Consider the following 26,557-nt stretch of genomic DNA (forward strand, 5'->3'; position numbering starts at 1 on the left):
CTTGATCCTAAGTCAATAAGTGATGAATACGGGGCTAGAACTTTAAAGTAAGCCCCACGCCGGCAGTACGAGTAGTAGGATTGTAGTAGGGTTGGAAGGACGCCTGCGTTCTTCCCTGCTCCATCTCTTTCAGCGTTTTTCGCCGTAGGCTCCCGTTTCTAATTCCAAGCAGTTCAAATACAACACCTCCAGCGATACCGGCCGCAGCCAGATAGATGCCGGGGGAACCAAAGGCCGTAAGGCTTTTTGGTCTGGCTAAATCACTGGCGTTGGGCTCCCTATTGTAGTTTTGGGTGTACCAGCTGGAAAACTCCCGGTTCGTTTGTTCGAGTTGACTTTTATATTTATTGTAGTTTCCCTGCACAGTAAAAAAAGTAGCTACACCAGCCACCACCGCTCCCGCTCCAATGGAAGAGAATAGTAGTTGTTTCCGTTTGTACTTTGAGGCATTTCTCTCCAACTCCTCAATAGTATATCTGGGAGCATTACTAATTGGCTTTCCTGGTTTAGGTTCGTACACTATATCTTTTACATCTTTCTTATAAAGGAAATATTCGGGGCCGTTGGGGTTATCAAATCGCTTGTACTTTATGTAAGTATCATCCTCACTAAGAACTTTGGCTTTTATCTCTTCTCCATCATTCCTGATGATCCGGTCCTGTGCATTTACATTAGAATAGCTCACTACAATTAGCATTACGAATAGCCCTTTCCAAAGGTGCAGGGAATACTGCCCCTGAAGTACCAGATCAAGCTTGCTGGAGAATAGTTCGTAAAAATTCTTCATGTTCAATCTTCTTAATTGTTGGGTAGTATTGGTCATTTTTCCGGCAGCTTCTTTTAAATTACGGAAGGAGATAAGGGCATTTGCCTTATCTCCTTACGTATCTCCTCATAGCAAGTAATTTACTTATGCTCGATTTTCACCAGGAGTGGTACAACACTCCCCTTAGGACTACCTTTCACTTCAAAGGCGATTTGATTAGGCTCATAGGTCATATCTCGAGGTGAAATGAAGTCTTCACCTAATGCTGCGTATGCTTTCTGAACAATAGTACCGTTAGTATTCTTGATTTTGGTAGCTACCTCATCCAGATTTAGCTCCTTTTCAGAAATAAAAACTACGAAGTAGTCTTCACCCGCTACGTTATCGAGAGTAAAAGAACTATTGGGAGACGGCATCAATACAGCATTACTGGAAGGTATGATAGGACTTACATTTGTACTGGTACCAGTAGGAACCGGGAATAGCTTGCTTACACGATTTTGCTGATCAGATCCAATAATGTAGACGTATGACTGCTTATTATTGTTGATCGCCATTTTAAAGCGAGTGCCCGATGTGTACCCATTACTCATCGTATAGGTAATCATCTCGGCGTTGCTATTGGGCTGATCAGGTGTTACATCAATACCTTTATTAACAAGAGAGTGAACAGGCATATTTCCTCCCGTCAATGTGAATTCCATATTGCCTTTAAGTGCAATAACATTAGGCTGTGGTTTTGGAGTTGGTTCAGGAAATACCTGAAAGGCGTACTTGGTAAACCGGATCATATCGTCATAGTTAGCCCAGGTAAGGCCATTGTCTCCCCAACCTTTTCCCCAGCTATTGACAATCAGGAAGGAGCCTCCATTGATGCTATCATCATATCCGATTACTGCCATAGCATGTCCTCCCAGATTACTTTCAGGCGATTCACCTGGTGCTGCCTTCCATGTATCCTTGGCTTCAACCAGGAATGAATGTGTCATCAACATACCTATCAGAACAGCATTTTCGCTTTCAACAAGAGCCGACTTTATGGCAAGTATTTTTTCGCTAGCAGGAGTGGCAGAAAGTGTAGAGTTGAAGAGTGTAGCATACCCTTGTATCTTAAAGTTCGCAGCATCCTGATCACAGTTACCAGTAGCACTTCCACACTCGTTGGGAGCACAGGCAAGCATGGCCGTCCCTTTGTTTTTCATCAGTTCAAGTGCATCAGCAAGTGAAGCTCCTCCCTGACAATCATAATCAGTAGATTTCTTTATCTGATTGTATATCCACGCTGGTGAGAATCGGGCTTTGGCAATATTGGCAGCCTGGTTATTCCAACCATTCTTCTTTGCCTGCATGATCGTCCGCATATAATATGCTGTTGACCAACCTACACAAGTTCCAAAATCCCCCTGATCACCTGCCTCCGGAAGATATTCTTTAAGATTGTACGAAGGAGGCAGTATGCCTTTGAAACGTAAGTTATCTGGTTTTCTGGGGAGACGCATGTACTGATCGTCGTCCATTCTTAATCCCATTTTTCTTGTCTGAGAAAAGCCTGAAACACATAGTGTTAGTACAAGAAGAGCTGTAAGTGTGAAACGGGTTGATAGATAAGCTTTCATAATTAATGGATTTTATAGTGCCTGTATCTTATATAAAGAAGTTCTACTTTTCTTTGAGAGTTAATTCTACGATCTGCCAGTAACTGCCCCTTTGAGTAGGTGCCTTAGTTAGCATAGGCATTCTTTGCGCAGAGGTAACTTTACCTGGAACAGGATTTCCCTTATCGAAATGATTGACATCATGAAAGGTTGTGCTCCGGCAGTACCATTTACCTAATGAATTTTCACGGAACTGGTCATAAAGTACCAGGGTCGACTGCATCAACTCGTATGAGCTTTTGGTATCGCGAACTCGCATCAGAAAACCTACCCGTGGAAGCCTCATCGTCTGACCATCCTTTGTCACAAGGTTTACATATCCACTAGGGCCAAATATTGCTTCCGCCTCGTCTTTGAACTGCGAAAATTGTTCTTCCGACACATTGCTTTTGAGTACAGTCAGATTTTTCAGAATGGCATCTATCTTACGTTCGATAGGCCAGTCTATCAAAGTCACATCGTCATTATTACCGGGTATAGATTCTGGTTTTGGAGCAGGAACCGGCGCAGCAGGTATCGAGGTACCACTTCTAACTATGTTCTGAATCCGGGCATAGCGCACATTCCGTTTACTATCCGAGTAGACAGAGGCATATATATCTAGTGTATCCTGTACTTCAACCTGTAATTGTGCATTAGGTCGTCCCTGAACCGTAACAGGTACAGTAAGTCGATACCTGTGTATAAACCGGTCTTTGGAATTTGTTGAATCTAGTGTTACAATCTTAAGGAGATCTCGCTCCAACTCGTATTTAAAACCCTTCTTATACAGCCCGCCTGCCAGTCTGAGGTATTCTTCTACTTTAAGGGATGCTTTATCAGCTAGTGGTTCCAAGGATTTGTCCGGCTTTACATTTCCGGGTATAATGTGGTTTACGATAGAAGCAGTATCATCCATGAAGTAAACGTGCACAAATTCCTCAGCCTTTTTAGAGCTGGATGTTCCATTTAGAGAAGGTACTAATGCGTTCAATTCACGTTGATAACTCTTCAGCATTCCATCAAGCGTACGCTCGTGGGAAAGAGGTACATGATCAGCCGGAGTAAAGGCCTGAAGGCCAGCCAAAATTCCTCCCGTAAGTAACACTTTTGTAGCGGTGAGGATATATGAAGGCTTTAAAATCATAATAGGCTATGGTTAAAAATGAATGATCAAATCTGAAACTTTCCATTCGTACTTCTTACTGACAGCCACAGAGTCTTCTACCGGTACCCAATCTTTTTTCAGTGTCTTATACCACGCTCCGACTGCAGTTTTTAGATTCACATTATCCAGCCTGGTACGTTGTCCAATAAAAACCTGATTAGCTCCACGGTAAAAATCAGTAGTATAGTCAAGGCTAAATTCTGCTATCTCAAGCTTTCTGGAATCATCAATCATTACCTCTCCAGGAAACTTACATTCATTTATACTGTAGGGTGTGCTTACCTTATCAGTACTCACAAAAAAAATTGTATCTTTTTTTAGCCTACTTTTTAGCTCTTCACATGCCTTATGTCTTAAAGAATCCGAAGTAGTAGCCGAGAAGATTCGCTTCAAAGGAGTTAATAACTGATTCTCAATTTCTAATGCTCGGCTGCGTGTCAGCGGAGCACCATATAACCACTCTCCCGTACCTTGTATGTTACTTATTTTACAATCCTTGATAGAATAATCTACCCATTGGCCTTCCAATGTTATTTTCATAACCTCACCTATCCTTTGCAGCCTGCGCTCCTGTCGGGCTATACCTCGTAGGCCAACGGGTACCAATACTATGGCTTTTATACTTGTATCATTCTCACTCATCTCCTGTACCGTAGCGTCTTTCGTATGTATTTCGAATTGAAATCCTTTCCAGAAGTAGTAAGGAATTCGACTCAACAGAACATGTACCGCTATCTTAGGTCGTTTCTGCAGGTAGCTATCCTCCGGCACAAGCAGGTCTGGTACTTGTATCGTATCGGTTGTAAAGTATAATCTTAAAATACTGGCTTGTACCTCTGGCCAACTCGTTGAATCTGATTCATGACCCAGAATTTGTATAGCAGTATTTAGCTTCTGAAAATAGTCTGGAAGCATCTGCTCCAATACCTGCCGGGAGGGCTGTTGTGCTTGCCCAGCCAATGCAGTAAGTAGAAGCATAACTATTTTCAGCAGTTTCATTTATCTATATTTATTTATGAGCAAGTTGAATAAGGTTAGAGATCAACCAACCTGAATTTTCCTTTTCATATAAAAACTCATTCAGTTCCAGCTGCCACTCAGTGCCAATGGGTATATAAATAGTAGTAGACACTACAGATTCAATATGCAGAGTGCCATTACGTAGGGCCGCTTCTGTACATTGCCAATCCTTATTGAGTCTTGAATCGGAATTCATAAAAGGACAGAAACTTCGGTAGTCACTTAGCCCTCGAAGAAGAGGTAAGAAGTTTACCTCGTGAGAATTGGGAGGGAGATCTTGTTGCTTTTCCAGACCATCACAAGCGGCTGATTGTGAATCACGCAATACTTGCGGGCGCTTCACTTGTACAATCTGCCAGTAAGAGGCACTATCAGCTGTATAGTACTTTCTTAACTTTACTACCAGAGTGTCCGTAAGATGATGATGTATAACCCGAAGTTTTGAGACCGCTTCGATTGGTGATTGACTGGAAATCTTGATGTCATGGGTAGTGACAGTATTGATGAATTCATCTACCTGTTGTGAATAAAGCGAGGATAAACCTAAACGCGTCCTCTTGAAGCGAACATCATCTTCATTGAACAGCCGGCGCAGGTACATATCCCTGGGATATTCCATTCTTGAGGAGTCTGTAAACTTTTTACCACCGGGTAGAGCTTCATGGTTAAACCGGGCTATGAATTCACTTACATGCTTTACCTGCCACATCATATAGGGCTTCGACTCATTTCTGACCAGCTTCTGGCTGAATTCTTTTGTATTCAACGTATCCGCGACAACAGACGGTGCAATCTCTGATACAGACTGTCCCAGTCCTACGAGTGAGCTTCCAATAGCCCATAGCACAATCAGGAGGAGCCGCATTATAATCTTAGATAAGTATGTGTATAGTTATAATTACAGGTAGCTTTACTGACTTTACAAAATGTTAGCTACTCCTGAAAAGCACCAGAAATGAACAGCCTTTTTTAAGTACTATCACTCTGGTAAATGAGTACTGCACTGTGTTTTTTATTATTAACTGATGGTCAATAACCCTTAATAGGTATTGTCTCCCTCACTGTGACATCCCCAAAGAAAATTTTAAGATCTTCTTTTCCCAGATTTTTATATACAGCCATACTTTTACCCGTTACACGTATATCCTTACGATCCCGGCTGCCATAAATCATTTTTCCACTATTGTCAAAACCCTTGAATTGCTGGAAGTAAGTTGCGGTAGCGTGGTAATTACCATCAGTTCCTTTTTCGAAATCAGATACAGCGGCCGCATCGTAGTAAGTGATTTCGACCTTATCGAACTTTACACCTAATAAATTATTGAAGTAGGCGCGAACGGGAATCGCTTCAACCATTCCATTTCGACGTGAAACCTGAATGTAGGGAGATCGGCGCTTTCCATTTACTTCGTAATCTTTTTCAAACAGATCCACGGCAAGGTCAATGGCTATCTGACGCTGTTCAATAGGTAGTGATTTATTGCCTATTTGAGTAATATATTCCTGCAGATCATTGACCCGTTGCTCTGTCAATATTTTGAACTCAGCTAAACGCTCCTTATTCAGATCAGGTTGAGCCTGAAGGTGAAAAGAGGCAATTAATAAGAAAAGAATATAGTAGAGTTTTGGCATAACCGGATGCGTTTTGTTTATACTATACTACCTGACTTCCTGTAATGTAAGATGTCTATATTTGCCATCTTCACTTAACTCCGACATTTTCTCCACAAAATTGAACTGATCAATAAGTTTGGCTGTGCTGATTATTCTTTTCAGGAATTGATCAACAGGTTGTCGTTCAACAGGCTTTTCAGGCGAATTGATATATATATCTACAGTAGCCGCAGGAGAAAAATAGATAGGCTGTTTGTGGACTCGGATAGAATTACGTTCAGTAAATGGAATTCTTTCATTGGCCAGAAAATTCAAGAACTTGTTTATCTCATCGTAGCTTACTACCGGCTTAATGGTGGAGGGATCTATTGATGGTGCCTTCTTGTATCCTACGGACCAATGGGAATGGTGCTTTATCGTATCAGGGAATTCTTTGAGGGCTACCTGCAAACGATTCTCTGCATCACTCAAAAATGTCTCCCACGTAATTGCCTGATTATTGCTTTCTGCATTAGTAAGTGCTTCCATCCAGGAATAGGTATAGAAGCTTCCCAGGTTTGGATGGGCCGTTGCTTTTTCTCCTCTTCCTGCACTTGATATGATAATATCGCCTTCGGTTTCCAAAAAAAGTTTTTTGATTATAGTTGCATCATCCGTTACTCCGATTCCTTTGAAAAGGGGAGGAACAGGACGCAAACTGCGGGTATCGCTATATAGATTATTGCAGCAGTCACCCAGCGTCAGGCAGAATTTAGGCTTTTTTGCTTTCAGTTGAAGATGTATCGACTCCAGCTCAGTGTCATTATTATCTTTAAGATACAGCAGGGGAAATGAACTGGAACGCTCAAGTGTATTAAGTCCGTGGCCTGTGTAATAAAAGAATACAATATCTTCAGGAGAACAGTTTATCTCTGAAAGCGCTTTTGAAAGACCCGCATTTCCAAATTGTTCGTTGCTACAGATAACTTCGTGGTACTGATAATTAATCTTTTGGGCTATATCGGTTATACGTGCCGACATTTCTGCTAAATCCCTTTCACAACTAGCTCCAAGGACCGGATCTTTAGTATCAGCAATCAGAATCGCATGAAAAGTCTGAGCTATCGTACTGCTAGCAATTAAAATAAGTAGTACCAATAATGATGACCTTCTCATATCACGATTCAAAATAGATGTCCAAACTAGGTATTATAGGTCAACGCAGCTAAGAATTTAGCAGAATTTTATCTAACGGTATCCTGTTCCCATCATTGATACAAAAAATGGCAGAACATTATCACTCAAACATAATTTTCTACTTGAAATATATTTGGATTGTGTAGTCATTGACTCATGATCATCATCTTAGGGACAGTATTCAGTATTCCTATAAGTACAAGATAATTTTAACCCTGGCATGAAAAATACCACATTCATCATCCTGGGTGGGTTCAGATGTAAAGGTGACAGTCAAAGTAGAATTACACTAAGATCCTCGACATCCAGCTGAGTGGTTAGTCTCCAGAAGTCTCGTACACCATTACCATTCAAATTCTGAAAGACTTGTGCAACCAGGTTATAAGGGACGCTATTTTTAAATCGGAGCTTCTTATTGAAATTAGTAGGCTTTGACTACCTGGAAATAGTTAGGGAATGGGCACTTTTGAACAGGGAAAAGAATAAATACTGTAGCCGAAGATGCATGGTAGCTATGAGGATTATCCCAATCATCCATGAAAGCCTTAGACAAAGGTCTTATTAACTTTTATCATATTTTATTAGTAAACATAAAGCAGATGAGCCAGTTACAGTGTAAGTAAAAGATAAGTTACTAGCACACCAACGTGATCTGACTATGAAAAAGAATGCGCTCTATGAGTTGAATCGGCGAGACTTTATCCACTATGCAGGTACTTCAGCCCTGGTGCTGCCTGCCCTATCAATGCTGTCGGCCTGTGGTGGAACTACCACCCAATCGGCAGAAAAAACCGAAGCATCGGACGCATCCGGCGAACGTAAGTTAGGTATTGCGCTGGTAGGGCTGGGCAAGTACAGCGAAGGTCAGCTGGCTCCCGCTCTGGAAGAAACCAAGCTATGCCGACTGGCTGGTATCGTAACCGGTACCCCCGAAAAAGCTGAGAAGTGGAAGAAGAAGTACAACATACCGGAACAGAACATCTATAACTACCAGACATTTGATCAGATTGCGGATAATCCCGAGATTGATATTGTGTATGTAGTACTTCCCAATGGGATGCATGCGGAGTATACGATCAGAGCAGCCCAGGCCGGGAAGCATATTATATGTGAAAAACCCATGGCTATAACATCGGCTGACTGTCAAAAAATGATTGATGCCTGCAATAAGGCCGGCAAAAAGCTTTCGATTGGGTACCGCCTGCACTTTGAGCCGCACAACCTCGAAATGATGCGCCTGGGTCAGCAGGTGGAGTTTGGGAAAGTGGAAAAACTCATCGCTCAGAACGGGCAAAAAGAAGGAAATGATACTCCCTGGCGCTTTGATAAAGAGCTGTCTGGCGGAGGGCCTCTACCGGACGTTGGCATCTACTGCTTACAGGGAGCGATCTATACGAAGGGACAGCTTCCTGTTTCGGTCACGGCCCAATACCATCCTATCACAGATAAGGAGAAATTCAAAGAAGTCGAAGAAGGTATGGACTTCCAGCTGCAGTTTGAAGATGGTAGCGTAGCTGACTGCAAGACAAGCTATACCGAAAAGTATAATTTATTAAGGGCGGAAGCGGCCAACGGATGGTTTGAGCTGCAGCCGGCCTACCAGTACGGCGGCCTCGAAGGTCAGACCAGTCGCGGCGAAATGAATATTGAAAATGTAAACCAACAGGCCCGGCAAATTGATGCTTTTGCAGACTGTATCCTGAACAACAAACCCACAACGGTACCCGGTGAAATGGGACTCCGGGATGTACAGCTCATCGAAGCCATATACCAGGCAGCCGATACAGGTCAGAAAATTTCCACGACGAATGTCCAGAAAGTACTGGATCATTATAGTACCGCCTAATGCCTTAACCGCATCCTTATCCGTTGAACCCGAGAAATATTGGATAGAACACCCTAATAAGCTAAAAATACGAAGATGGCAAGGTTACATAATGCAGTTGTTTACGTGGCCGCCACGGCGGCGCTGGTGCTGGGTTGCAAAGGGGCCGAGAAGGCGTCTACTTCCAGCACCATCCCTGAAACGAATGATAAGCTTACTACCGCACAAATAAACGGCTACGTGTACAAGCCGGCACTGATCCCTGCCAACGACCAGCAGATAGCTCAGCTGAAAGTACCAGCAGGGTTCACCGTTACAAAATTTGCCAAAGATCTGGGTAAGCCTCGGATGCTGGCAGTACATACCAATGGCGACATTTACGTAACAGACCGGGAAGCCGGAACGGTAACGCTGGTCCGGGACACCAATCAGGATGGAAAGGCCGATGAAAAAAGAAAGGTACTTACCCTGAAACAGGTACATGGGATCACCATTCACCAGGGAACCCTGTATCTGGTTACGGTGAAAGAAGTATATTCGGCACCTATGCAGGGTGACGGTACCCTGGGACAGCCCAAAAAATTGATAGATGATCTGCCGGACGGTGGACAGCACGCTAACCGTACGATCGCTTTTGGCCCGAACGGAATGATGTATTTGACCGTGGGTAGTACCTGCAATGCCTGCCAGGAAACATCCCCCGAAAGTGCTACCATCCTGCGAGCCAACGCGGACGGCACAAACCGGAAGATATACGCCAAAGGCCTGCGAAATACCATTGGGTTTGGCTGGCATCCGCAAAGTCAGGAATTGTACGGCCTGGATCACGGCATAGACTGGCTGGGCAATAATGAACAGAGGGAGGAGGTCAATGCCATCAAACAGGATGCCGATTACGGGTGGCCCTACATTTACGGAGAAGGCAAGTACAATCCGGCCGATCGTCCCCCGGGAGACACTACCTACCAGCAGTACCTCCGCAAAACTACCCTGCCGCTACTTACGTACGATGCCCACAGCGCGCCATTGGGTTTTGCTTTTTATACGGGTAGCCAGTTTCCTGCGGGGTACCAGAACGACGCCTTTGTTGCCCTGCGTGGTTCCTGGAACCGGAGCAGTCCTACCGGGTACAAGGTCGTACGTCTGCGGTTTGTAAATGGCAAACCTACTCGTTTTGAAGATTTCTTGACCGGGTTTCTGACGGACAACAACCGTAGCATGTTTGGGAGACCCGTCGGAATCGCGCAGCACCAGGATGGATCACTCCTCCTTACCGACGACAACAACGGAGTCATGTACCGGGTAGCTTACTCACAGTAGCCACCCCGGCTGGTATACGCCACTAATGAAAAACAGCGACCTGGTCATTACAATTGGTAGTTGACCAGGTCGCTTCCCTTACTAATTATTTACAATAAACTCCACCCGGAAGTCAGCAGGTACCTTGGGGACCACTACAAAATTACCCCGACCATCGGTTGGTGAAGCTTTTTTACAGTAGTGTTCAGTAATGGTATAAATAATCTTCTTGTTTGTATCATCATGCTGTACTTCGCGGCGATAGCTACTATTGCTGCCCCGGTTGACGGTTGATTTACCCAATACATCATACTTTGAAAAATCAATACTATCTAACTGGGTAGCACAGCAGTAGGAGAAAACCTGCTGGAACTGCTGTTCGGAAGTGATTTGAATCCCATTACGCCCCAGATCACCTTCGCTTCGCTCATACGCCAGGTACTGTTCATCCAGAACCCTTACAACCAGACCAGCCACTTCATCCGGCCTTTCCTCACAAAAGGGATCTTCACAGGCCATCATTCCTAATAGTGACAGTATGAGTAGTTTTTTCACTAAAATGACATATTGATATGTAATAGGACCCATGCAGGGCAATAAAGGTGGTAAGCAGTTAGAGATTATAAAATATTGAATATATATACTCCTATCGAAACCCTTACTCGGGTGTACTTGGCTCGACGTGTATCATTACCCCTACAAACTGGGGGAGTTCCTTTTGAATAGATTCCTTTACCCGGTGCGCCACATCATGTCCTTTTTCAACGGTCAGGTCCTTGTTTACCCAGATGTGCAGATCGGCGTGGTTCATAATACCCATCTTCCGAATGTGGCACTTCTCTACTTTGATTACCTCCGGATCCAGAGCTGCCAGTTCCCTCACCCTGACTCCCAGTTCCGGATCAAGGTTTTCGTCCAGCAGTTCACCTATAGCAGGGCGCAGTATCAGGTAGGCATTTATTACAATGATCACAGCAGCGAGTAGCGCTGCCCAGTCATCTGCTACTTCGTACCCTTCTCCACCTACTATACCAATCGTAATACCAATAAAGGCCGCTACCGAAGTGATGGCATCGCTCCGGTGATGAAAAGCATCCGCTTTCAAAACGCCACTGTTTAGCTCCATACCGGTTTTGAGTACATACCGGTACATGACTTCCTTCGTGATGATTACAATGAATAATATAACCAGGGTGAACGGTGCGGGCGGTTTATGGGGAATCAGTATATTTTCAATACTCTCACGGGTGATAATGGCAGAAGCGATGACAAGTGCCAGGGCTATCCCAACGGCGATCAGAGCTTCAATCTTTCCATGACCATAGGGATGATCTTTATCGGCGGGCTTGACGGACCATTTCAGGCCCAGCCACAACATAAATGAAGTAAAGATATCAATTGTTGACTCAATGGCATCCGCGATGAGAGCGAAGGAATTACCGAATATTCCACCGAGGGCTTTTACTATGGCCAGAACAGCACTAACCACTAAGCCCACCAGGGTTGTTTTTAGACTCTGTTCTGAGGAAGCAGCCTGCCTTTCGTTGTGCATTAGTTTCTAATCATTAATTGTATTCGGCACAATCAGCCGAAGGTACCCGTACCCCTCCTGCCTGCTGGTACACAACCTGTGCACCCAGGTGCCCTGCGTACACCAGATAACCCGATCCAGCCAGCATCAGTACTACTATGCCTACTCGTATGAGGCGGCTATACTGCCTGAAAAGGCCATAGTACAGGACAAGATCCACGGCAGTAGCTCCCGTAAAAAGATAAGCTGTATTATAGGCTGCTATCTGATGAAGTTTCAGAATGGTAGGGTCACAGATTCTGCGGGCTACAACTCCATCGGCCATATTACCCGTATAAACAGCCAGCCAGGCGGATATACAACCACAATAAAGCAAATAAGAGCCTGCTCTTTGCCAGAAAGATGCAGGCTCATGATTTATAAACACTGCGACCAGTTTTGTTACGGTTGCCAGTAACAATACTGCCAGCGGAAAATGCAATACCAGCGGATGCCATATCTCGGTCCGCCAGAAGTTAGGTTCACTCATTGGACTGAAGTAATCTAACAGCTACGGGTTCCAGACGATTACCAACTTTTTCAACTTCTACCTCAACACGGTCTCCCTTTTTCAAGCGTTCAAACTGGATGGGTTGTCCATTCTGGCTGAGCTGAGTAGATTCGTTAAAGTATAGTTCGAGGCGTTTGTCATCATCTGTCTTCACGTATATCTCCGTTTCTTCGGCTTCTACATCATCTATTACGCCCTGATAGGTACCTGAATCAACTACGTCTGTTTTTTCTTCGCAAGCGTAGAGAAGGGGAATAAACAATAATAACGCCAGAATAGAAAGCTTTACATTTTTCATAGTACTTGTTGTTTAAATGGTGGGACAAATGAAACCTGGATCTATTGCAATTTGTATTTTATGCTTTTTCAAACGAAAAGACTGTGCCAAACGGTTGTTTCCATCTGCACATATTTAGCGTGTTTTAACAAAATACAGTCCACAATCCCCTTCGCAGGAGGGCAGTAGTACCAATGTATCTCCCCGCTGACTAAACTTCTGGTAAAAAGTCGGATTCAAATTATTGATTATAAATCCTAACCTCCATTCTCCCAGAAGAGTTGAGTCCATCCGGTAGTAACGGCTGCTACGGTAGTACTCCAGCTCCTCACCCGTAGCCGCAAAGGTACCATCCCCATTAAAGACCAGGGTCTGAGCGGGTAGGTTCGGAATATCTTTTACTAATGTAGCCGAATCCTGAGGCACCAGTCTTTTGAATAGCCGCCAGGTACCTACTACCCGATCATCAGGCACGCCCAGATTAGGATCTTTCCGCGTACAGGAAAAGGCGAGACCACCCAAAAGCACTATGGCCACAATAAAAGCTTTGCAATATTTCATAAACTAACTACCTGCTATCCGGTAAAGGTGCAAAAATAGCAAGTATAAAGATACTTTTGCTTCCGGATATATCAGAGCTTGGACTTGGATCACATCCCCCAGCCACTAACCTTTATGCCGTTGAATACCCATGGTACCTTCTTTGAAGGGAATGAGAGATGTTGGAAAAGTAGAAGAGTGAACCCTTCTCCGGTCCACTCGGCAATGGACTTTGGTGCAGTAAAATACTAATCCCAAGTTCATTATTCATTCCAAAAATAAGAGACTACGACAACCCATTCCGCATCCCTGGCTTTATACTACATCACGAGGAAAATGTCGTATTTGGAAGAGGGAAAATTATTAGATTACTCTCGCGCAGAAACTGGTGTACCAACTGATTCACGCAGCCGCTCCGCCAGACTTTCCAGAAGCTGTACTGTGATTGGTTTTGATTTGAAATCCAGTACCAGTGGGTACTTTTTCGCCTGTATTTCATCAGACGGGTCAACCGATGATGACAGAACCACTACCCTTGTTTCCTTAAAGAGGGGATAGTACTCTCTAACAAACTCATCCAGAAACTCCCAGCCATTTATGACGGGCAGGTACAGGTCCAGAAATACTAATCTTGGATAATTACTACGTGTTTCTTCGTTGCTCTCGGATAGCCCCTGATAGTAATCAAGTGCCTGCCGACCATTTCCAAAAGTAAGGATGTTGCGGGCAAAGGAGGCCTTCCGGATTACAATCCCGCTAAGCATCCTGGTGACTTCGTCATCTTCGATCAAAACTATGCTATCTACCATAGCTCATTTCTAAATTTTAAGGTAAGTATAGTACCTTTATTTACTTCGCTTTCCATCTCTATGGAACCACCCAATGCTTCCATCTGAGACTTAACCAGGTATAAACCAAGTCCTTTACTATCGGGTCGGTCATGAAAACGCTGGTATAGCCCAAAAAGTCGATCCTTATATCGCTCTAGATCAATACCCATACCATTATCTTCAAAACGCAGAACTACCCAACCATCGACAAGCTGAGTGCTAACCCTTACCTCTAAAAGTCTGGACGATGATCTGTATTTGATAGCATTGGTCAGTAGATTAAGGAAGATACTTTCCAGGTAAGTTCGGTTAAATTGTACAATAGGGGCCTCTTCAAAATTAGTTTTCAGATCGGCATGTACCTCCTCAAGTTGCACACTAAGCTGATTCACGATCTTATCAAACTGATCTGCCACCTGTAGAGGCTCACGGCCCATAGCCGGTTGATCCTTGATGATCAAAACCTTTATCAGATCATTGATTGTATCATTAAGGGTATATGTTGACTTTCTGAAACCAATAAGTATTTCCTGCAGGAGCGGATCCTCTACTTTATCCTCTTCCATCAGGCTCAACAGTCCAAGCAGGTTGGAAAGAGGAGCCCGGAAATTATGGGAGGTTATATAGGAAAACTGTTTGAGATCCCGGTTTGTCTGGGTCAACTCCTCTATCAGCTTTTCACGTTCCTGCATTTGTACCACTCGCTCCGTCACATCTCTGGAGTTGGCAACAATCCCTCCCACCGCAGGATCATCACATAAATTAGTGGCAATGGTTTCGATCCAGTGATAGTTGTCTTTTACATCTTTAAAACGAAAAGGCGCCAGCTTGATCCTTTTGCTAGTCTTTAAATTTGATAAAGCCTCCATAATCCGTGCATGGTCTTCTTCATGAATATATTCAAATGCACTTCGGCCGATAAATGCTTCGGCGGTTATTCCCAGTACCTGATCGGTGGTGGGGCTGGCATAAATATATTTACCCTCTCCATCCAGGATGCAAATCATATCACTACCATCCTGTACCAGCGCCCGGAACCGCTGCTCACTCAGCATCAGGGACTTCTGCGACTCTTTCTGTTCAGATATATCCCTGAAGAATATAGACAACCCATCCTCGGTAGGATATCCACTAAAATCAACCCATTTATTTGTAAATGGGGAATATTCTTCGAAATGTACAGTGACCTGATCAGCAAAAGCCTTTTGAAACTCAGTATAGAATTGCAGGGCCTTCGCTTCCGGGAAAATAGTCCAGAGCCATTCACCCAGCGCCTGGTTACGGTCCAATCCAACAATCCGCTCCGCTTCACGATTCCAGTAAGTTATCACCCACTGATTATCTACCATAATAAAGCCTTCAGTAATACTTTCCAGAATATTAACTATACGCTGGTTATATCGGCCGACTTGTTCTTCCAGCTTCTTTTTATCTGTAATATCCCTGCCTATGGCAATAATGATACCTTCATCACCCATTGTAGTACCAGTCCAGGCTATACACTTCACTTCTCCCTTACTCGTAATATATCGGGTTTCGTAATAACCAACAGACGCCAACTTTCTCAACTTTTCGATGGCAGCCTGAGCAGGACCCCTGTCATCAGGATGAACAAATGAAGTATAGGGTCGGGACAGTAGTTCTTCTCGGGAATAGTCAAGGATCGTAGTGGCGGCAGCATTTATTTTTTTGAAGTACCCATCCGTCCCAAATACACACAATATATCCGGTGAATAGTTGAAAAAGCTATTCAGTTCATCTTCGGCTTTCTTGCGCTGGATATTCAATGCCGTCTGTCCGGCAATGAATTGCATCAGCTCCTGAAACTCCTCGCTATATTCAATCTCCCGCTCAGCCAAAAATGTTAGTACGGCTATGACTTCCCCTTTATGCTGAATGGGGAGGCCAATTGCCGAATTCAACCCGGCTTGTCGTACCTGTTCCGTACGGCGGATTTTATTATCGTCCTGTATATTATTTAGGATTTCGAGCTGCCCTTTCTGCCAGGTAATACCTGGTACCCCTACTCCGTACTTGATACGCGGACTATGGTTATAGCTAAATATAGCCGCGACTTTATCATCAGCCCATGCACTTTTCCGGATTAACTCTTTCTTGTCCAGGCTTACCATCCAGGCTTCCCCTACTTTAAAATTCATAAAAGTAGCGATCAGGCGCAGGGTTTCGGCCAGTGCTTCATCCAGGGTCTCGAGCTTGCCGAGGGCCGAAATAATTTTATAAATAAGTAGGTGCTCCTGCTGCTTCCGGTACATCTGAGTCAGGTCCTTACTTACTCCGGCAATACCGATAATATTTTGATTTTTATCCCGCAGGGGTACTTTGGTTGTCACCACACAAATCTGCTCACCATGCGGTGTCAGGATTACTTCCTCCTTGTTATAGATTCCTTCTCCCGTTTGAAGTATTTTCTGGTCATCCTTCAGAATAGCTTCTCCTATCTTACCCGGGAAAAAGCGAGATGAATGTTTACCAAGCGTTTCTGCTTCTGACTGCACGTCAAGTAGTTTCAGGTTGGCAGCATTGTTCACAACATGACGTAGCTCCAGATCTTTGGCATAGATCATATCCGGAAGGCTATCGATCAGAGCTCTGAGTACTTCACACTCCTTCTGTGACACCTGCTCCTGCTCTTTGTCTTTTGTAATATCTTTCAGTGCTCCAACTATCCGGGTAGGTACTCCTGCCGGATCACGAAGGATGATGATGTTTTCTTTGACAAAGGCATAGCTCCCATCTGCTTTCTGAAACCGGTACTCACCGGTCCAGTTGCGGATGTGCTGATTATCGATGGCTTCCTGTATGGAAGTCTGAGTAGTATCCAGATCATCCGGGTGTACCCTGCTCTCCCAGAAGTATTGCGGCCATTTCTGTCCATAGAAGTCATAGCCGTAGAGCGTTCGGTACCCCTCACTTCGGTACATACTCCCCGCTTTGATGTCCCAGTCCCAGATGGCGTCCGAACTGGCCTCAGTCGCTAATGACAGCCGCTCAGAAAGCTTGAGTACTTCGCTTTCCTGCTTTTTTCGTTCTGAAATGTCGCGGATGAAAGCACAGAAAAACTCCTCATCCTCCTCCTGCTTAATAGGCAGTACAGTCAATTCAACCGGAAACTCCTTTCCTCCTTTTTTAACGGCGGTTAGTTCTAGCAACACGTTCAGAGCCGGTCCATGACCAGTCTGGTTGTACCTGTCCATACCCTTGTCATGCCTCTTCCGGTATAGCGGCGGGACAATGACCTCGGATATATTGAAGCCCATTACTTCCTTGGCTTTCCAGTCAAATATTTTTTCGGCCCGTGGATTCCAGTAGATGATTGACCCTTGTTTATCGATACAGATAATAGCATCCAGTGCCGCATTCATGATAAGGTTGGTCTTTTCCTCCACCATATTCAGTTGCTGCCGGGTTCTATTCTCAATTCGGGCCTGATCAGTAACATCAAGTACCAGAAGGCTTATGTACTCTATGTGTCCTTCCGGGTTTCGAATAGGATGTATATCTACGTTCCAGAACCTGGTTTCAAAAAAACCGGTACCACGTATAGGTATATCGTATTTTTGGTTTATAAACTGTCTTGAAGTTCCAGTGGATAGTACTTCCTCCAGAGAAGCGCGTAGATTATTAACCCAAAGTCCGTTTGGCTGCTCTGGATTAGCCGGAAAAACGTCAAAAAAAGATTTATGAAGTATATCACCCTTTGAACTTCCGGTCGCTTTGATAAAAGAATAATTAGCCTCCTCAATGGTGAAAGAAGGAGAATTAGCTTCTAAAACAAGAAAAGATACTGATGATTGATTAAAGACTGCCCCCCACTGATCTGCACTCAACATACACGACAAAAGTTACTTAATACATCTAAATAACTAGAAACCCAAGACATTACCAAAAACCACTCCCCGGTACCCAAAGAATAAGAAACATTTATCTGTAAGCAGAATAGGCATAAATAGGCTGAAAAATTCTAGAATTGGACTCTACTGCCGGGAATTGGATTATCTACTGCGAAAGCCTCTGACTCGAGATTAGTCATCCGTATTTCTTTAGTCTGAAAACTTCTTTGAACATTTATAACAGGCTATAGCCTCACAACATTAGGGACATTCAAAACTTATCTTCCGGCCGTAGGTTATGGCTATATATTTTCTAGGCTACCACTATGCATAATATAGTACTGGAATACTTTGATAACGCATCAGATGCGTTACTTATTTGCCAGTTTCCCAAAGATGATGATGGAAGAGAATTTGAAGTTCAGGCCATCAACAAACAGGCCAAGTCCATCCTGTCCTGGACTAGTCCCATATCTGCTCCGGTACCCATCCAAAAGGTGATCCCCTCCATGGTTCTGCTCAATTCTATCGACCGGGCCTATACGTCAGGAGTTAAACAGTTGGGTATTATCGAACCATCTCCGCTAGCCGGTCGGGATGCCTCATTTTCTTACGAGGTAAATAAGCTTGATAATACGGTACTCGTCCAGCTCAGGAAAAAGGAGCCTGCGAAGCCATTCACCCAGGCGCTGGGCGAACATCTGCTAAACACCAGCCTGACCTGTGTGGTGGCTTTTGAAGCAGTCAGGAATGAAGCGGGCCAGATTGAAGACTTACGATTGGTGTTTCAGAATGCAGCGGCCGAAGCTAATCCCTTTCTGGGCATACAGCCCCGCTTAGGTACATTTATCACCGAATGGTACCCTTCTACCAAACAAATGGGTCAGTTTGCCCGATATGTGGAGGTGATTGAGACGGGTCAGCCTTTTGTATCAGAGAAACACTATCCAGACAAGGACCAGACGTTCCATGTGGCCGTGTCAAAGTATAACGATGGAGTTATTATCAGCTACTACAACCTTACAGATAAACAGGTTGCCGAACGGAAGGCGAAGCAACAGGCTTCTATCTTACAACAAATCATAGATAGCAGTCAGGATGCAATTGCCCTGTGGGATCCTCTCTATGATCCTGACGGTAAGATTATTGATTTCAAGGCTGCTCAATATAATAAGGCTACGTTATACTCCGGTATGTTTACGGATGAGGATTATCAGCAGCTCACGCTGACCCAGCTTTCCCCCGGTGCGTGCGAATATATATCTCAATATGCTCAGGTACTGGAAACGGGTGAACCTGTCAGGATAGAGAGGAACAATCGTCGGGATGGTCTGGAGCTGTGGATGGACATTTCGGCGTCAAAGCTGGGCGACCAGATGCTAACCATATTAAAGGACATCACGATCCACAAGAAGAACACGCAGGAACTGGAGGCTTATAATCAACTTCTGGATGGTATTCTGGATAGTTCTGACAACTTCATTCTGGTCACAGAAGCCCTCCGCGATGGTTCCGGTCAGATTGACGACTTCAGGATCACCAAGGCTAACCGGGCCACTATAACCGCTTTTGAACAAATGTTTTCGATCAATGCCGTAGGACTTACCATTAAGCAACTGGTTGGTAATAATCCGGAACTGCTCAAAGACGCTCTGTCAGTCATGGAATCGGGAGTACCTCTGAAGATGGATAACTGGTACGACCCTATCTCCCACAAGTGGATGAAGGTATCCATGCAAAAGCTCAACAATGGTATCGTAACCACCTATGTTGATATTTCGGATATTCAGAAAGCCCTGCTGGAAGCCCAGGAGCAGAAAGAACTGGTTGAAGGTGTACTGGATAGCTCTATCAATGGCATATTTGCGATGGAGCCTATTCAGGACGACCAGGGAGCACTGGTTGACTTCAGGATAGTCATGACCAACCAGGCCGGTGTCAGGTTTTCAGATAACCCCCACAATAATATAGTTGGGAATACCTATCTCTCGCTCTTCCCGATCGTCGAACAGACAGGAGTCTTTAATCGCTTTGTTGAAGCAATTGATAAAAAAGAGCCGTACCGGGCTGAGGTAAGGTTTCCATCCCCCAATGGAAAGAAAGAATTCTGGTATGATCTCTCCCTCATCCAGATGAAAAATGGTTTGATTATTCTGACCTTTATGGATATTTCGGACCGGGTTGTACTGAGTCAGAAACAGGAGGCCCTACTGGAAGAACTCCGGCAATCCAACCGCAGTCTGGAGCAGTTTGCCTATATAGCCTCTCATGATCTGTATGAGCCTACCCGAAAGATCAACGCTTTCGGGGATATGCTGGTAAAACAGTATGCTCAAGTACTACCCCCCGCCGGACTGGATCTGATAAGGAGGATGCAGTCTTCAAGCGTTAGGATGCAGGATCTGATCGATGGGCTCCTGATGTACTCACGATTCTCAACCCAGAATGAAGCCCAGGAAATAGTCCCGCGGAATACCATACTTAACAACATCCTGCTGGACCTTGAAACCACCATTGAAGAGAAAAAAGCAACTATCCAGGTAGGTACTCTACCCCGGATCAGAGGAAATGCCGTGCAGCTAAGGCAGTTGTTTCAAAATCTGATCAGTAATGCCCTTAAATTTACGGATGATTCTACTACTCCGCAGGTGATAGTAGAATCAGGACCAGCCAGTCAGGAGGAGGTACAGGAGGCGGTGCAGTTACCATCGAATAAAAACTGGTGCGCCATTAGGGTCAGGGACAACGGGATTGGCTTTGATGAAGAACATCGTACTAAGGTTTTCGAACTGTTTGCCCGACTCCACGGCCGCAGCCAGTACCCAGGTAGCGGTCTGGGGCTGGCTATTTGTAAGAAAGTGGCGGAACAGCATGGCGGAGGTATTACAGTTACCAGTACTCCTGGCGAAGGCAGCACCTTTGTCGTTGTCTTGCCTGAACTTACTTAACAATACACACCAAATCTGTAAGGTGCTACTACGTAAGCTATTACTACTCTCCTTGATCATCTCCCTTTTTCCTCCTGATTAGTAAATAGATTTTAACTATTCCACTTGGCTCATGGGAGTAGGGTATCTATCTTTACTGACTACAAAGCAACCTGCGTTTACTTACATTATCACATGAAGTGTACGCAGTTGTTTGCTATTCCTAACCATCCAATCAGGCCATCCCTTATTAACTTTTAAAAATAACTAATGCAACGAAGAAACTTTCTGAAGGCCACCCTGGCCTCCCCTCTGCTATGTACCTCTGCCCAACCTGCGAATCAAAAGTCTGCTGAAAAGCCCTTTATTGTTAACGCGGGTGTAGGAGGGAATAACACAGCCGACCTTCTGGCTCGAATCGACAAGGACTGCCTGGCCTACAAGCCCAATCTGGTCATCCTGAAGGCTGGTACCAACGACATGAACAGTCAAAAGCACATCCCCCTACCGCAGTACGAGAAAAACCTCAGAGAAATGATCAGCCGCATCAAAGGCATAAACAGTAACGTCCTGCTGATGACCCTGCTCCCTGTACACGAGCCCTACTTGATGACACGGCATCCTAAAGAATTTTATGAGCCTGAGGGGCATAGTGGTAGAAAAGAAAAAGTCAATGAGGTGATAAAAAAATTGGCCAAAGAATACCAACTGCCCCTGCTGGATATGCACCACATATTTGAGGCCGTAGGCAATGTGGGAGAAGCCCCCGACAGCCTGATCCAGAACGAAGCAAATAGTAAAAAGACAGACGGCATACATCCTACCCCCGAAGGGTATCGAACCATGGCCGTGGCTATTTACCAGTTCCTGATCAACAACCCACAACCGCACGACCGCCTGGTGTGCTTTGGCGATAGTATCACCAAGGGAGACGGCAGCCTGGACGACAGGAGTTACCCCGCCTACCTCAAGAAATTACTTGGCTACTAAACTAGGTGGGAACTACTTATATAACCCATACAGAACTGGTTGAAGTACCTACACTCTCAGATCCATAAACCCGCTCCCCGCTTAGAGTAAGATTATATAGTTGCTATTCATTGTGAAGTCCAGAAAGTACCGGAGATTACCGTTGGATAAAATTCTCCCTCCACTTTTTGGACTTCTCTTTTCCCCACCTACCTTACCTATAAGTCGAGTCATTCTTTTATAGAATGGATTCAAAACCTAACCACTCTACTGATGAAACCACACCTGATTTTACTCATACTGCTTATTAATTTATCCTCTGCGTGTAATGCCCAAAAGTCTACGACTCAGGTAATAATTGATTGTAAAACCTGTGTGGGTCAGAAAGCCTCTGTTTCACTTGAAGATCTTTTTACAGGAGGTACCTCCATACTGGCCGAAGCAAATATTGATGCATCAGGCCTAGCTACACTGGATATCCCCCTTAATGACACTCTACTGACTATCGCTCAAATAGGTCCTGGTGAAATGGGTAAGGACTCGGTATATAACCTCTTCCTGGTACCTGATCAGCCCCTGAAACTTACCATAACTGAATCTGGACTCCATTTTGAAGGAAAGCTGAGTGTAGTGAATCAGTATCTTTATCGATCACATAAGATTGCCGGCAAAGTATTGGATAAGGCCAGCGCTATTGTAAGTCAATTCAGCAGTATGCCAAAAGAGGAGCAAAATAAATTCAAAGCCAACTTTGGTACTGAGTTTACAACATTACACAAGGCCATCAAAGAGGATAAACGTATTCTAGTCTCACTCAAAGATTTCATCATAAATAATAATAACTTTCTGGTGCAATTGAGAAAGAACTGGTTGGGAGGATTGAATCATGAAGCGATCGAAAAAGCGAGCAGCTATGACGCACCCACTTTTCTTCAGAATATTCCCATAAAGGCATCTTATCTAAAGGCTAATATGGCCTTATATCGGAGTGTCATTGACTACGAAATGATCGCTCATCTTCATGGATCGATATACTTTGCATTAAAAAAAGATGGGAAGGAAAAAGACACCGACCGATTGATATCTCTCACAGAAGAAGTCATCAAGACAAACCAACGCATTGCTCCAATCAGAGAATTCGTACTGGCCTATAATTTTGTAAAACTCCTGAGGGATTACGGTTTAACGGCTTCAGTAGCTCAGCTTTATAGTAATTTTAAAGTAGAGTACCCTAGCTCAACTTACCTTTCCAGTCTTGAACCTATCGTTGAACAATACAATGATCTGGCAGAAGGCAAACCCGCTAAGGATTTTGTAGCTACTGATAAACATGGGAATGAAGTACGTCTGTCAGATTTCAAAGGAAAGATTGTGTACATCGATACCTGGGCTACCTGGTGTGTCCCCTGCATTGCTGAATTCCCGCACTCCAAAAAGATGATAGAGCATTATCAGGGCAATGAGGATATAGTTTTCTTATTTGTTTCAACTGATAAAGAGACTCAGAAGTGGAAAACCTTTCTAAAATCTGACAAAGCTCCTCAGGGGTTTCATGTCAATCAATTTTCGCAGGATGAGCAAACATCCCTCTACAGTCTTTACCGGATGGCTGGAATCCCCCACTACAATCTGATTGATCAGCAGGGTAATATCAAAGTTAATCATGCTCCGCGACCATCTAATAAAGAAATCTATGGACTGATTGATGAGTTGTTGGACAAATAGACTTTACTCCTACAAATAATATGAGCAATTATTTTGGATTAAGAAGATAGAAAGAGCCCTACACTCATGATCTGTAAAGCACAGACGAATAAGGTAGGGCTCCTTTTGTTTGATACACGTATGTTGGTGTATTAGTTTCTCTTTAAGTACTACTCCCGGTTGAACTGCATCCAGTCCAGGAAAAACATCTCTTTCTCACCTCCGCTTTCATTCCTGAACACGTAGTACAGATCATGTACCCCCTGAGTCGGCTTCACCGGAGCTACTATGTCCTTCCACCCTTTGGTGTAGTCAGGAGCCTTACCAGCCGGTACCGTTAAAGTACTTACCAATGGACCATCCACCTTACCCAGGCGTACTTCGAGGGTACCACCCGTACCCTCTTCCAGGAGTCTATAGGTGATGGACTTGATATGCGTAAGATCAATCTTGTTGAAACTAACGTACCGACCCGGAGTGACCCGGCGAATGTATGATATGAAACCTGTCATCTCGGTAGCAATCACCACTCCCACATTGCCTCCTTCATAGTCTTCAAACTCAACTTTCGAGTTACGAAGTACCATATGGGTCCGGGCGGTTAATGGCTCTATACCATTGGCGCCTTTATCCTCATAATTGGCCATCAGCACGTAAGCCCCTTCGGTACCTTTTCCAACATGGTCGGTGAGTTTCAATTTGCCATTTAGCGGCAGGCTGGACGATTTGGCTTCTAACGAAAGTATGTAGTTTACAATGGCTTTGGAATCTTCTACCGCAAGATCAGGGTGCGCTGACATGGCATAGGCACCCCAATTACCACTTCCCCCTTTAATGACTTTATTGGCCAGCGCCTCTACGGCACCGGCTTTCCCCTGGTACCGCTTGGCTATGTCTTTCAGGCTTGGACCAATGGACTTAGAGTCCATGGTATGGCAGGCGCGACAGTCCAGAGAGGCATACAACTTTTCGGCTTCGGCGTGCTGAATGTTGCCGTGGGTGGCACCGGTTAGAGCACTGGCTATGTCTTTACCAAAAGGCAGGTAGGTGAATGAAACCGACGCCCGGGCCGGATCAATCTGACGGTCCTCCGGATCTTTAATGGCCACTTTGTAATCAAGTACCGTATTATCCCAGTAGAAGGTCTGGTTGGAGCTGGTAGTGATACTGGCGTTAGGTGGCGTATTTCCCACTTTGATCTGAACCGTAGCCACTCCCTTGCCCCCGTGCTGATCAGCCGCGGTAAGTGCCACATCGTATACGCCCGGCTTGGTGAAGGTATGCTTCACCTCCTTCCCCGGCACCTTCTTGGCACCTACTTTCCATTCGAAGGAGAGCTTGTCATTTGGATCATAGTCTTTGGAATCTGCCGCGGAAAGAGTTACGGTCAGAGGCGCCGCTCCGTACAGTGCCGAGGCCTTGATGGAAGCCAGCGGATTACGGTTTCCTTCGGTATATTCAACCCGGATGAGGCCGGCATCGGCGCTCTTGGCAAACCAGTTGGTACCATAGGCCAGCAGGTACACCGCCCCATCGTGCGCAATCTGCATATCCATCGGAGCTACTACCTTCAGGTGGGGCAGGAAGGGTTCCATGCTTACGTAGTTGCCATTTTCATCCAGCGTGACGGCCATGATCCACTTCCTGATCCAGTCGTAGATAAATAACTTGCCGTTGTAGTAGTCGGGTAGTTTATAGGGAGCTTTGGGGTACTGGTCGCTGTAATAAACCGGACCGGCCATGGCACTGGCACCGCCCTTTCCTACCAACGGGAAACGCTTCGACTCGCCCTTGGCGTACCAGATCATGGGTGCCTGCGCAGGTGGAAGCTCCCGGATGCCTGTGTTATTGGGTGAATCATTAATCGGACTTAGAGGATCTTTCCTGGCTCCCTCCTTCTTGGTAGCGAAATCATACTTGGGAAAAGCTTCGTTGTTGCCCAGGAAGTACGGCCAGCCGAAGAAACCGGGCTTACGCGCCTGGTTGATCTCATCAAAGCTCATGACACCACCATCGACTGAAGGTACTTTGGTATCGGGGCCTACATCGCCCCAGTATACATACCCGTTCTTGGGGTCGATGGACACCCTGAAAGGGTTACGGCTGCCCATGATGTAGATCTCGGGTCGTCCCTTGCTACCATCCTTCGGAAACAGGTTACCTTCAGGTATCTTGTAAGTCCCATCTGGCTGGGGCTTGATCCGGAGTATCTTACCACGCAGGTCATTGGAGTTGGCAGCAGTAGCCTGATCATCGGATAGTTCACGGCCGGGGCGCTCGTCTACCGGTGTATAGCCTTCGGTCTCTTCGGCGTTGGTATTATCACCCGTCGAGATGAACAGATTACCGTTGGTATCAAACCGCAGGTACCCTGCGGAGTGGCAGCAGTACTTGCGCTGGGTCGGGAATTCAAGCAGGACTTTCTCCGTCGACTGGACAAGTTGATCGCCCCGAAGTTCCATTCGGGAAAGGCGGGTCACGGCCTTCTCTCCACCCACACCGTAAAAGAAGTAGATCCAGTTATTGTTCTTGTAATCCGGGTCAATAGCAACCCCGAGTAGTCCGTCTTCAATACCGCTGAAAACGTTGAGGTGAGCCAGGGTCTTAAGTTGCTTTTCCTGCGCATCGTACATCCGTACGCCTCCCTTCCGCTCCACGATCACGACGTTGAGGTTGGGCAGGATGGCCATTTCCATCGGCTCATCCAGTCCCTGTGCCAGCGTCATATGAGTAAAGCGACTGCTGTCGGGGATGGCTTCAATCGAAAAAGGTAAGGAGGATAATCGATCCTGAGGGGTTGTAAAAGAGGCAAGTAGTAGCCCCCCTCCTACCAGTAGATTTAAGAGTTTAGTAGACATGAGTACTTATAATGTTTG

The 26,557-nt window shown here is 45.0% G+C and carries 20 protein-coding genes; 5 read left to right on the forward strand and 15 right to left on the reverse strand.

Annotated elements, in window-relative coordinates; translation table 11 throughout:
• Positions 1-34: 34 nt before the first annotated feature.
• From JUB14_RS20660 to JUB14_RS20690, 7 genes are all read right to left on the reverse strand, one after another.
• Complete coding sequence (locus tag JUB14_RS20660) at positions 35-787, reverse strand: hypothetical protein (protein ID WP_207508722.1); 753 nt, start codon at positions 785-787, stop codon at positions 35-37.
• 119 nt (positions 788-906) lie between these two features.
• Positions 907-2,382, reverse strand: coding sequence for a C1 family peptidase (locus tag JUB14_RS20665; protein ID WP_207508723.1), 1,476 nt, complete (start codon positions 2,380-2,382; stop codon positions 907-909).
• Between the two features lie 43 nt (positions 2,383-2,425).
• Positions 2,426-3,547, reverse strand: a complete 1,122-nt coding sequence (locus JUB14_RS20670; RefSeq protein WP_207508724.1) for a hypothetical protein — start codon at positions 3,545-3,547, stop codon at positions 2,426-2,428.
• A gap of 12 nt (positions 3,548-3,559) precedes the next feature.
• Positions 3,560-4,567: a hypothetical protein gene (locus JUB14_RS20675; RefSeq protein ID WP_207508725.1), complete on the reverse strand. Its 1,008-nt coding sequence runs from the start codon at positions 4,565-4,567 to the stop codon at positions 3,560-3,562.
• A 10-nt stretch (positions 4,568-4,577) separates the two neighbouring features.
• Positions 4,578-5,453 carry a hypothetical protein gene (locus JUB14_RS20680; RefSeq protein ID WP_207508726.1) on the reverse strand — a complete coding sequence of 292 codons (876 nt, stop codon included), beginning with the start codon at positions 5,451-5,453 and terminating at the stop codon, positions 4,578-4,580.
• 164 nt (positions 5,454-5,617) lie between these two features.
• Entirely contained in the window at positions 5,618-6,220 is a 603-nt protein-coding gene (locus JUB14_RS20685; protein ID WP_207508727.1) for a hypothetical protein, read from the reverse strand.
• A gap of 27 nt (positions 6,221-6,247) precedes the next feature.
• Positions 6,248-7,357: a caspase family protein gene (locus JUB14_RS20690; RefSeq protein ID WP_207508728.1), complete on the reverse strand. Its 1,110-nt coding sequence runs from the start codon at positions 7,355-7,357 to the stop codon at positions 6,248-6,250.
• Positions 7,358-8,036: 679 nt separating this feature from the next.
• Here JUB14_RS20690 and JUB14_RS20695 point away from each other — a divergent pair.
• Positions 8,037-9,224 carry a Gfo/Idh/MocA family protein gene (locus JUB14_RS20695; RefSeq protein ID WP_207508729.1) on the forward strand — a complete coding sequence of 396 codons (1,188 nt, stop codon included), beginning with the start codon at positions 8,037-8,039 and terminating at the stop codon, positions 9,222-9,224.
• A gap of 75 nt (positions 9,225-9,299) precedes the next feature.
• The gene (locus JUB14_RS20700) at positions 9,300-10,523 is read left to right on the forward strand and encodes a PQQ-dependent sugar dehydrogenase (protein ID WP_207508730.1); all 1,224 of its coding nucleotides are present in this window, start codon (positions 9,300-9,302) and stop codon (positions 10,521-10,523) included.
• A gap of 81 nt (positions 10,524-10,604) precedes the next feature.
• On the opposite strand, the gene JUB14_RS20705 is transcribed toward JUB14_RS20700, so the two are convergent.
• The 7 genes from JUB14_RS20705 to JUB14_RS20735 form a co-directional block, all read right to left on the reverse strand.
• Entirely contained in the window at positions 10,605-11,057 is a 453-nt protein-coding gene (locus JUB14_RS20705; RefSeq protein WP_207508731.1) for a hypothetical protein, read from the reverse strand.
• 103 nt (positions 11,058-11,160) lie between these two features.
• Positions 11,161-12,054, reverse strand: a complete 894-nt coding sequence (locus JUB14_RS20710) for a cation diffusion facilitator family transporter (protein WP_207508732.1) — start codon at positions 12,052-12,054, stop codon at positions 11,161-11,163.
• Positions 12,055-12,067: 13 nt separating this feature from the next.
• Complete coding sequence (locus JUB14_RS20715) at positions 12,068-12,562, reverse strand: DUF2231 domain-containing protein (RefSeq protein ID WP_207508733.1); 495 nt, start codon at positions 12,560-12,562, stop codon at positions 12,068-12,070.
• Positions 12,555-12,881 carry a hypothetical protein gene (locus JUB14_RS20720; RefSeq protein WP_207508734.1) on the reverse strand — a complete coding sequence of 109 codons (327 nt, stop codon included), beginning with the start codon at positions 12,879-12,881 and terminating at the stop codon, positions 12,555-12,557. The genes JUB14_RS20715 and JUB14_RS20720 overlap by 8 nt, the downstream gene beginning before the upstream one ends.
• A 114-nt stretch (positions 12,882-12,995) precedes the next feature.
• On the reverse strand, positions 12,996-13,421 hold the full coding sequence (locus JUB14_RS20725; protein ID WP_207508735.1) for a hypothetical protein: 426 nt from the start codon (positions 13,419-13,421) through the stop codon (positions 12,996-12,998).
• Between the two features lie 347 nt (positions 13,422-13,768).
• Positions 13,769-14,209 (reverse strand): response regulator, encoded by a 441-nt coding sequence (locus tag JUB14_RS20730; RefSeq protein WP_207508736.1) that lies wholly within the window; start codon positions 14,207-14,209, stop codon positions 13,769-13,771.
• On the reverse strand, positions 14,203-18,081 hold the full coding sequence (locus JUB14_RS20735) for a PAS domain S-box protein (RefSeq protein ID WP_207508737.1): 3,879 nt from the start codon (positions 18,079-18,081) through the stop codon (positions 14,203-14,205). Before JUB14_RS20735 ends, JUB14_RS20730 begins: the two co-directional genes overlap by 7 nt.
• 326 nt (positions 18,082-18,407) lie before the next feature.
• On the opposite strand from JUB14_RS20735, the gene JUB14_RS20740 reads away from it, so the two are divergent.
• From JUB14_RS20740 to JUB14_RS20750, 3 genes are all read left to right on the forward strand, one after another.
• The gene (locus JUB14_RS20740; RefSeq protein ID WP_207508738.1) at positions 18,408-21,029 is read left to right on the forward strand and encodes a PAS domain-containing sensor histidine kinase; all 2,622 of its coding nucleotides are present in this window, start codon (positions 18,408-18,410) and stop codon (positions 21,027-21,029) included.
• Positions 21,030-21,278: 249 nt separating this feature from the next.
• Positions 21,279-21,998: an SGNH/GDSL hydrolase family protein gene (locus JUB14_RS20745; RefSeq protein WP_207508739.1), complete on the forward strand. Its 720-nt coding sequence runs from the start codon at positions 21,279-21,281 to the stop codon at positions 21,996-21,998.
• Between the two features lie 252 nt (positions 21,999-22,250).
• Complete coding sequence (locus JUB14_RS20750; protein WP_207508740.1) at positions 22,251-23,702, forward strand: TlpA family protein disulfide reductase; 1,452 nt, start codon at positions 22,251-22,253, stop codon at positions 23,700-23,702.
• 149 nt (positions 23,703-23,851) lie between these two features.
• Here JUB14_RS20750 and JUB14_RS20755 read toward each other — a convergent pair whose 3' ends face one another.
• Positions 23,852-26,539 carry a PQQ-dependent sugar dehydrogenase gene (locus JUB14_RS20755; protein ID WP_207508741.1) on the reverse strand — a complete coding sequence of 896 codons (2,688 nt, stop codon included), beginning with the start codon at positions 26,537-26,539 and terminating at the stop codon, positions 23,852-23,854.
• Positions 26,540-26,557 lie beyond the last annotated feature (18 nt).

Source organism: Telluribacter humicola, from assembly GCF_017355935.1.
GTDB lineage: Bacteria > Bacteroidota > Bacteroidia > Cytophagales > Spirosomataceae > Telluribacter > Telluribacter humicola.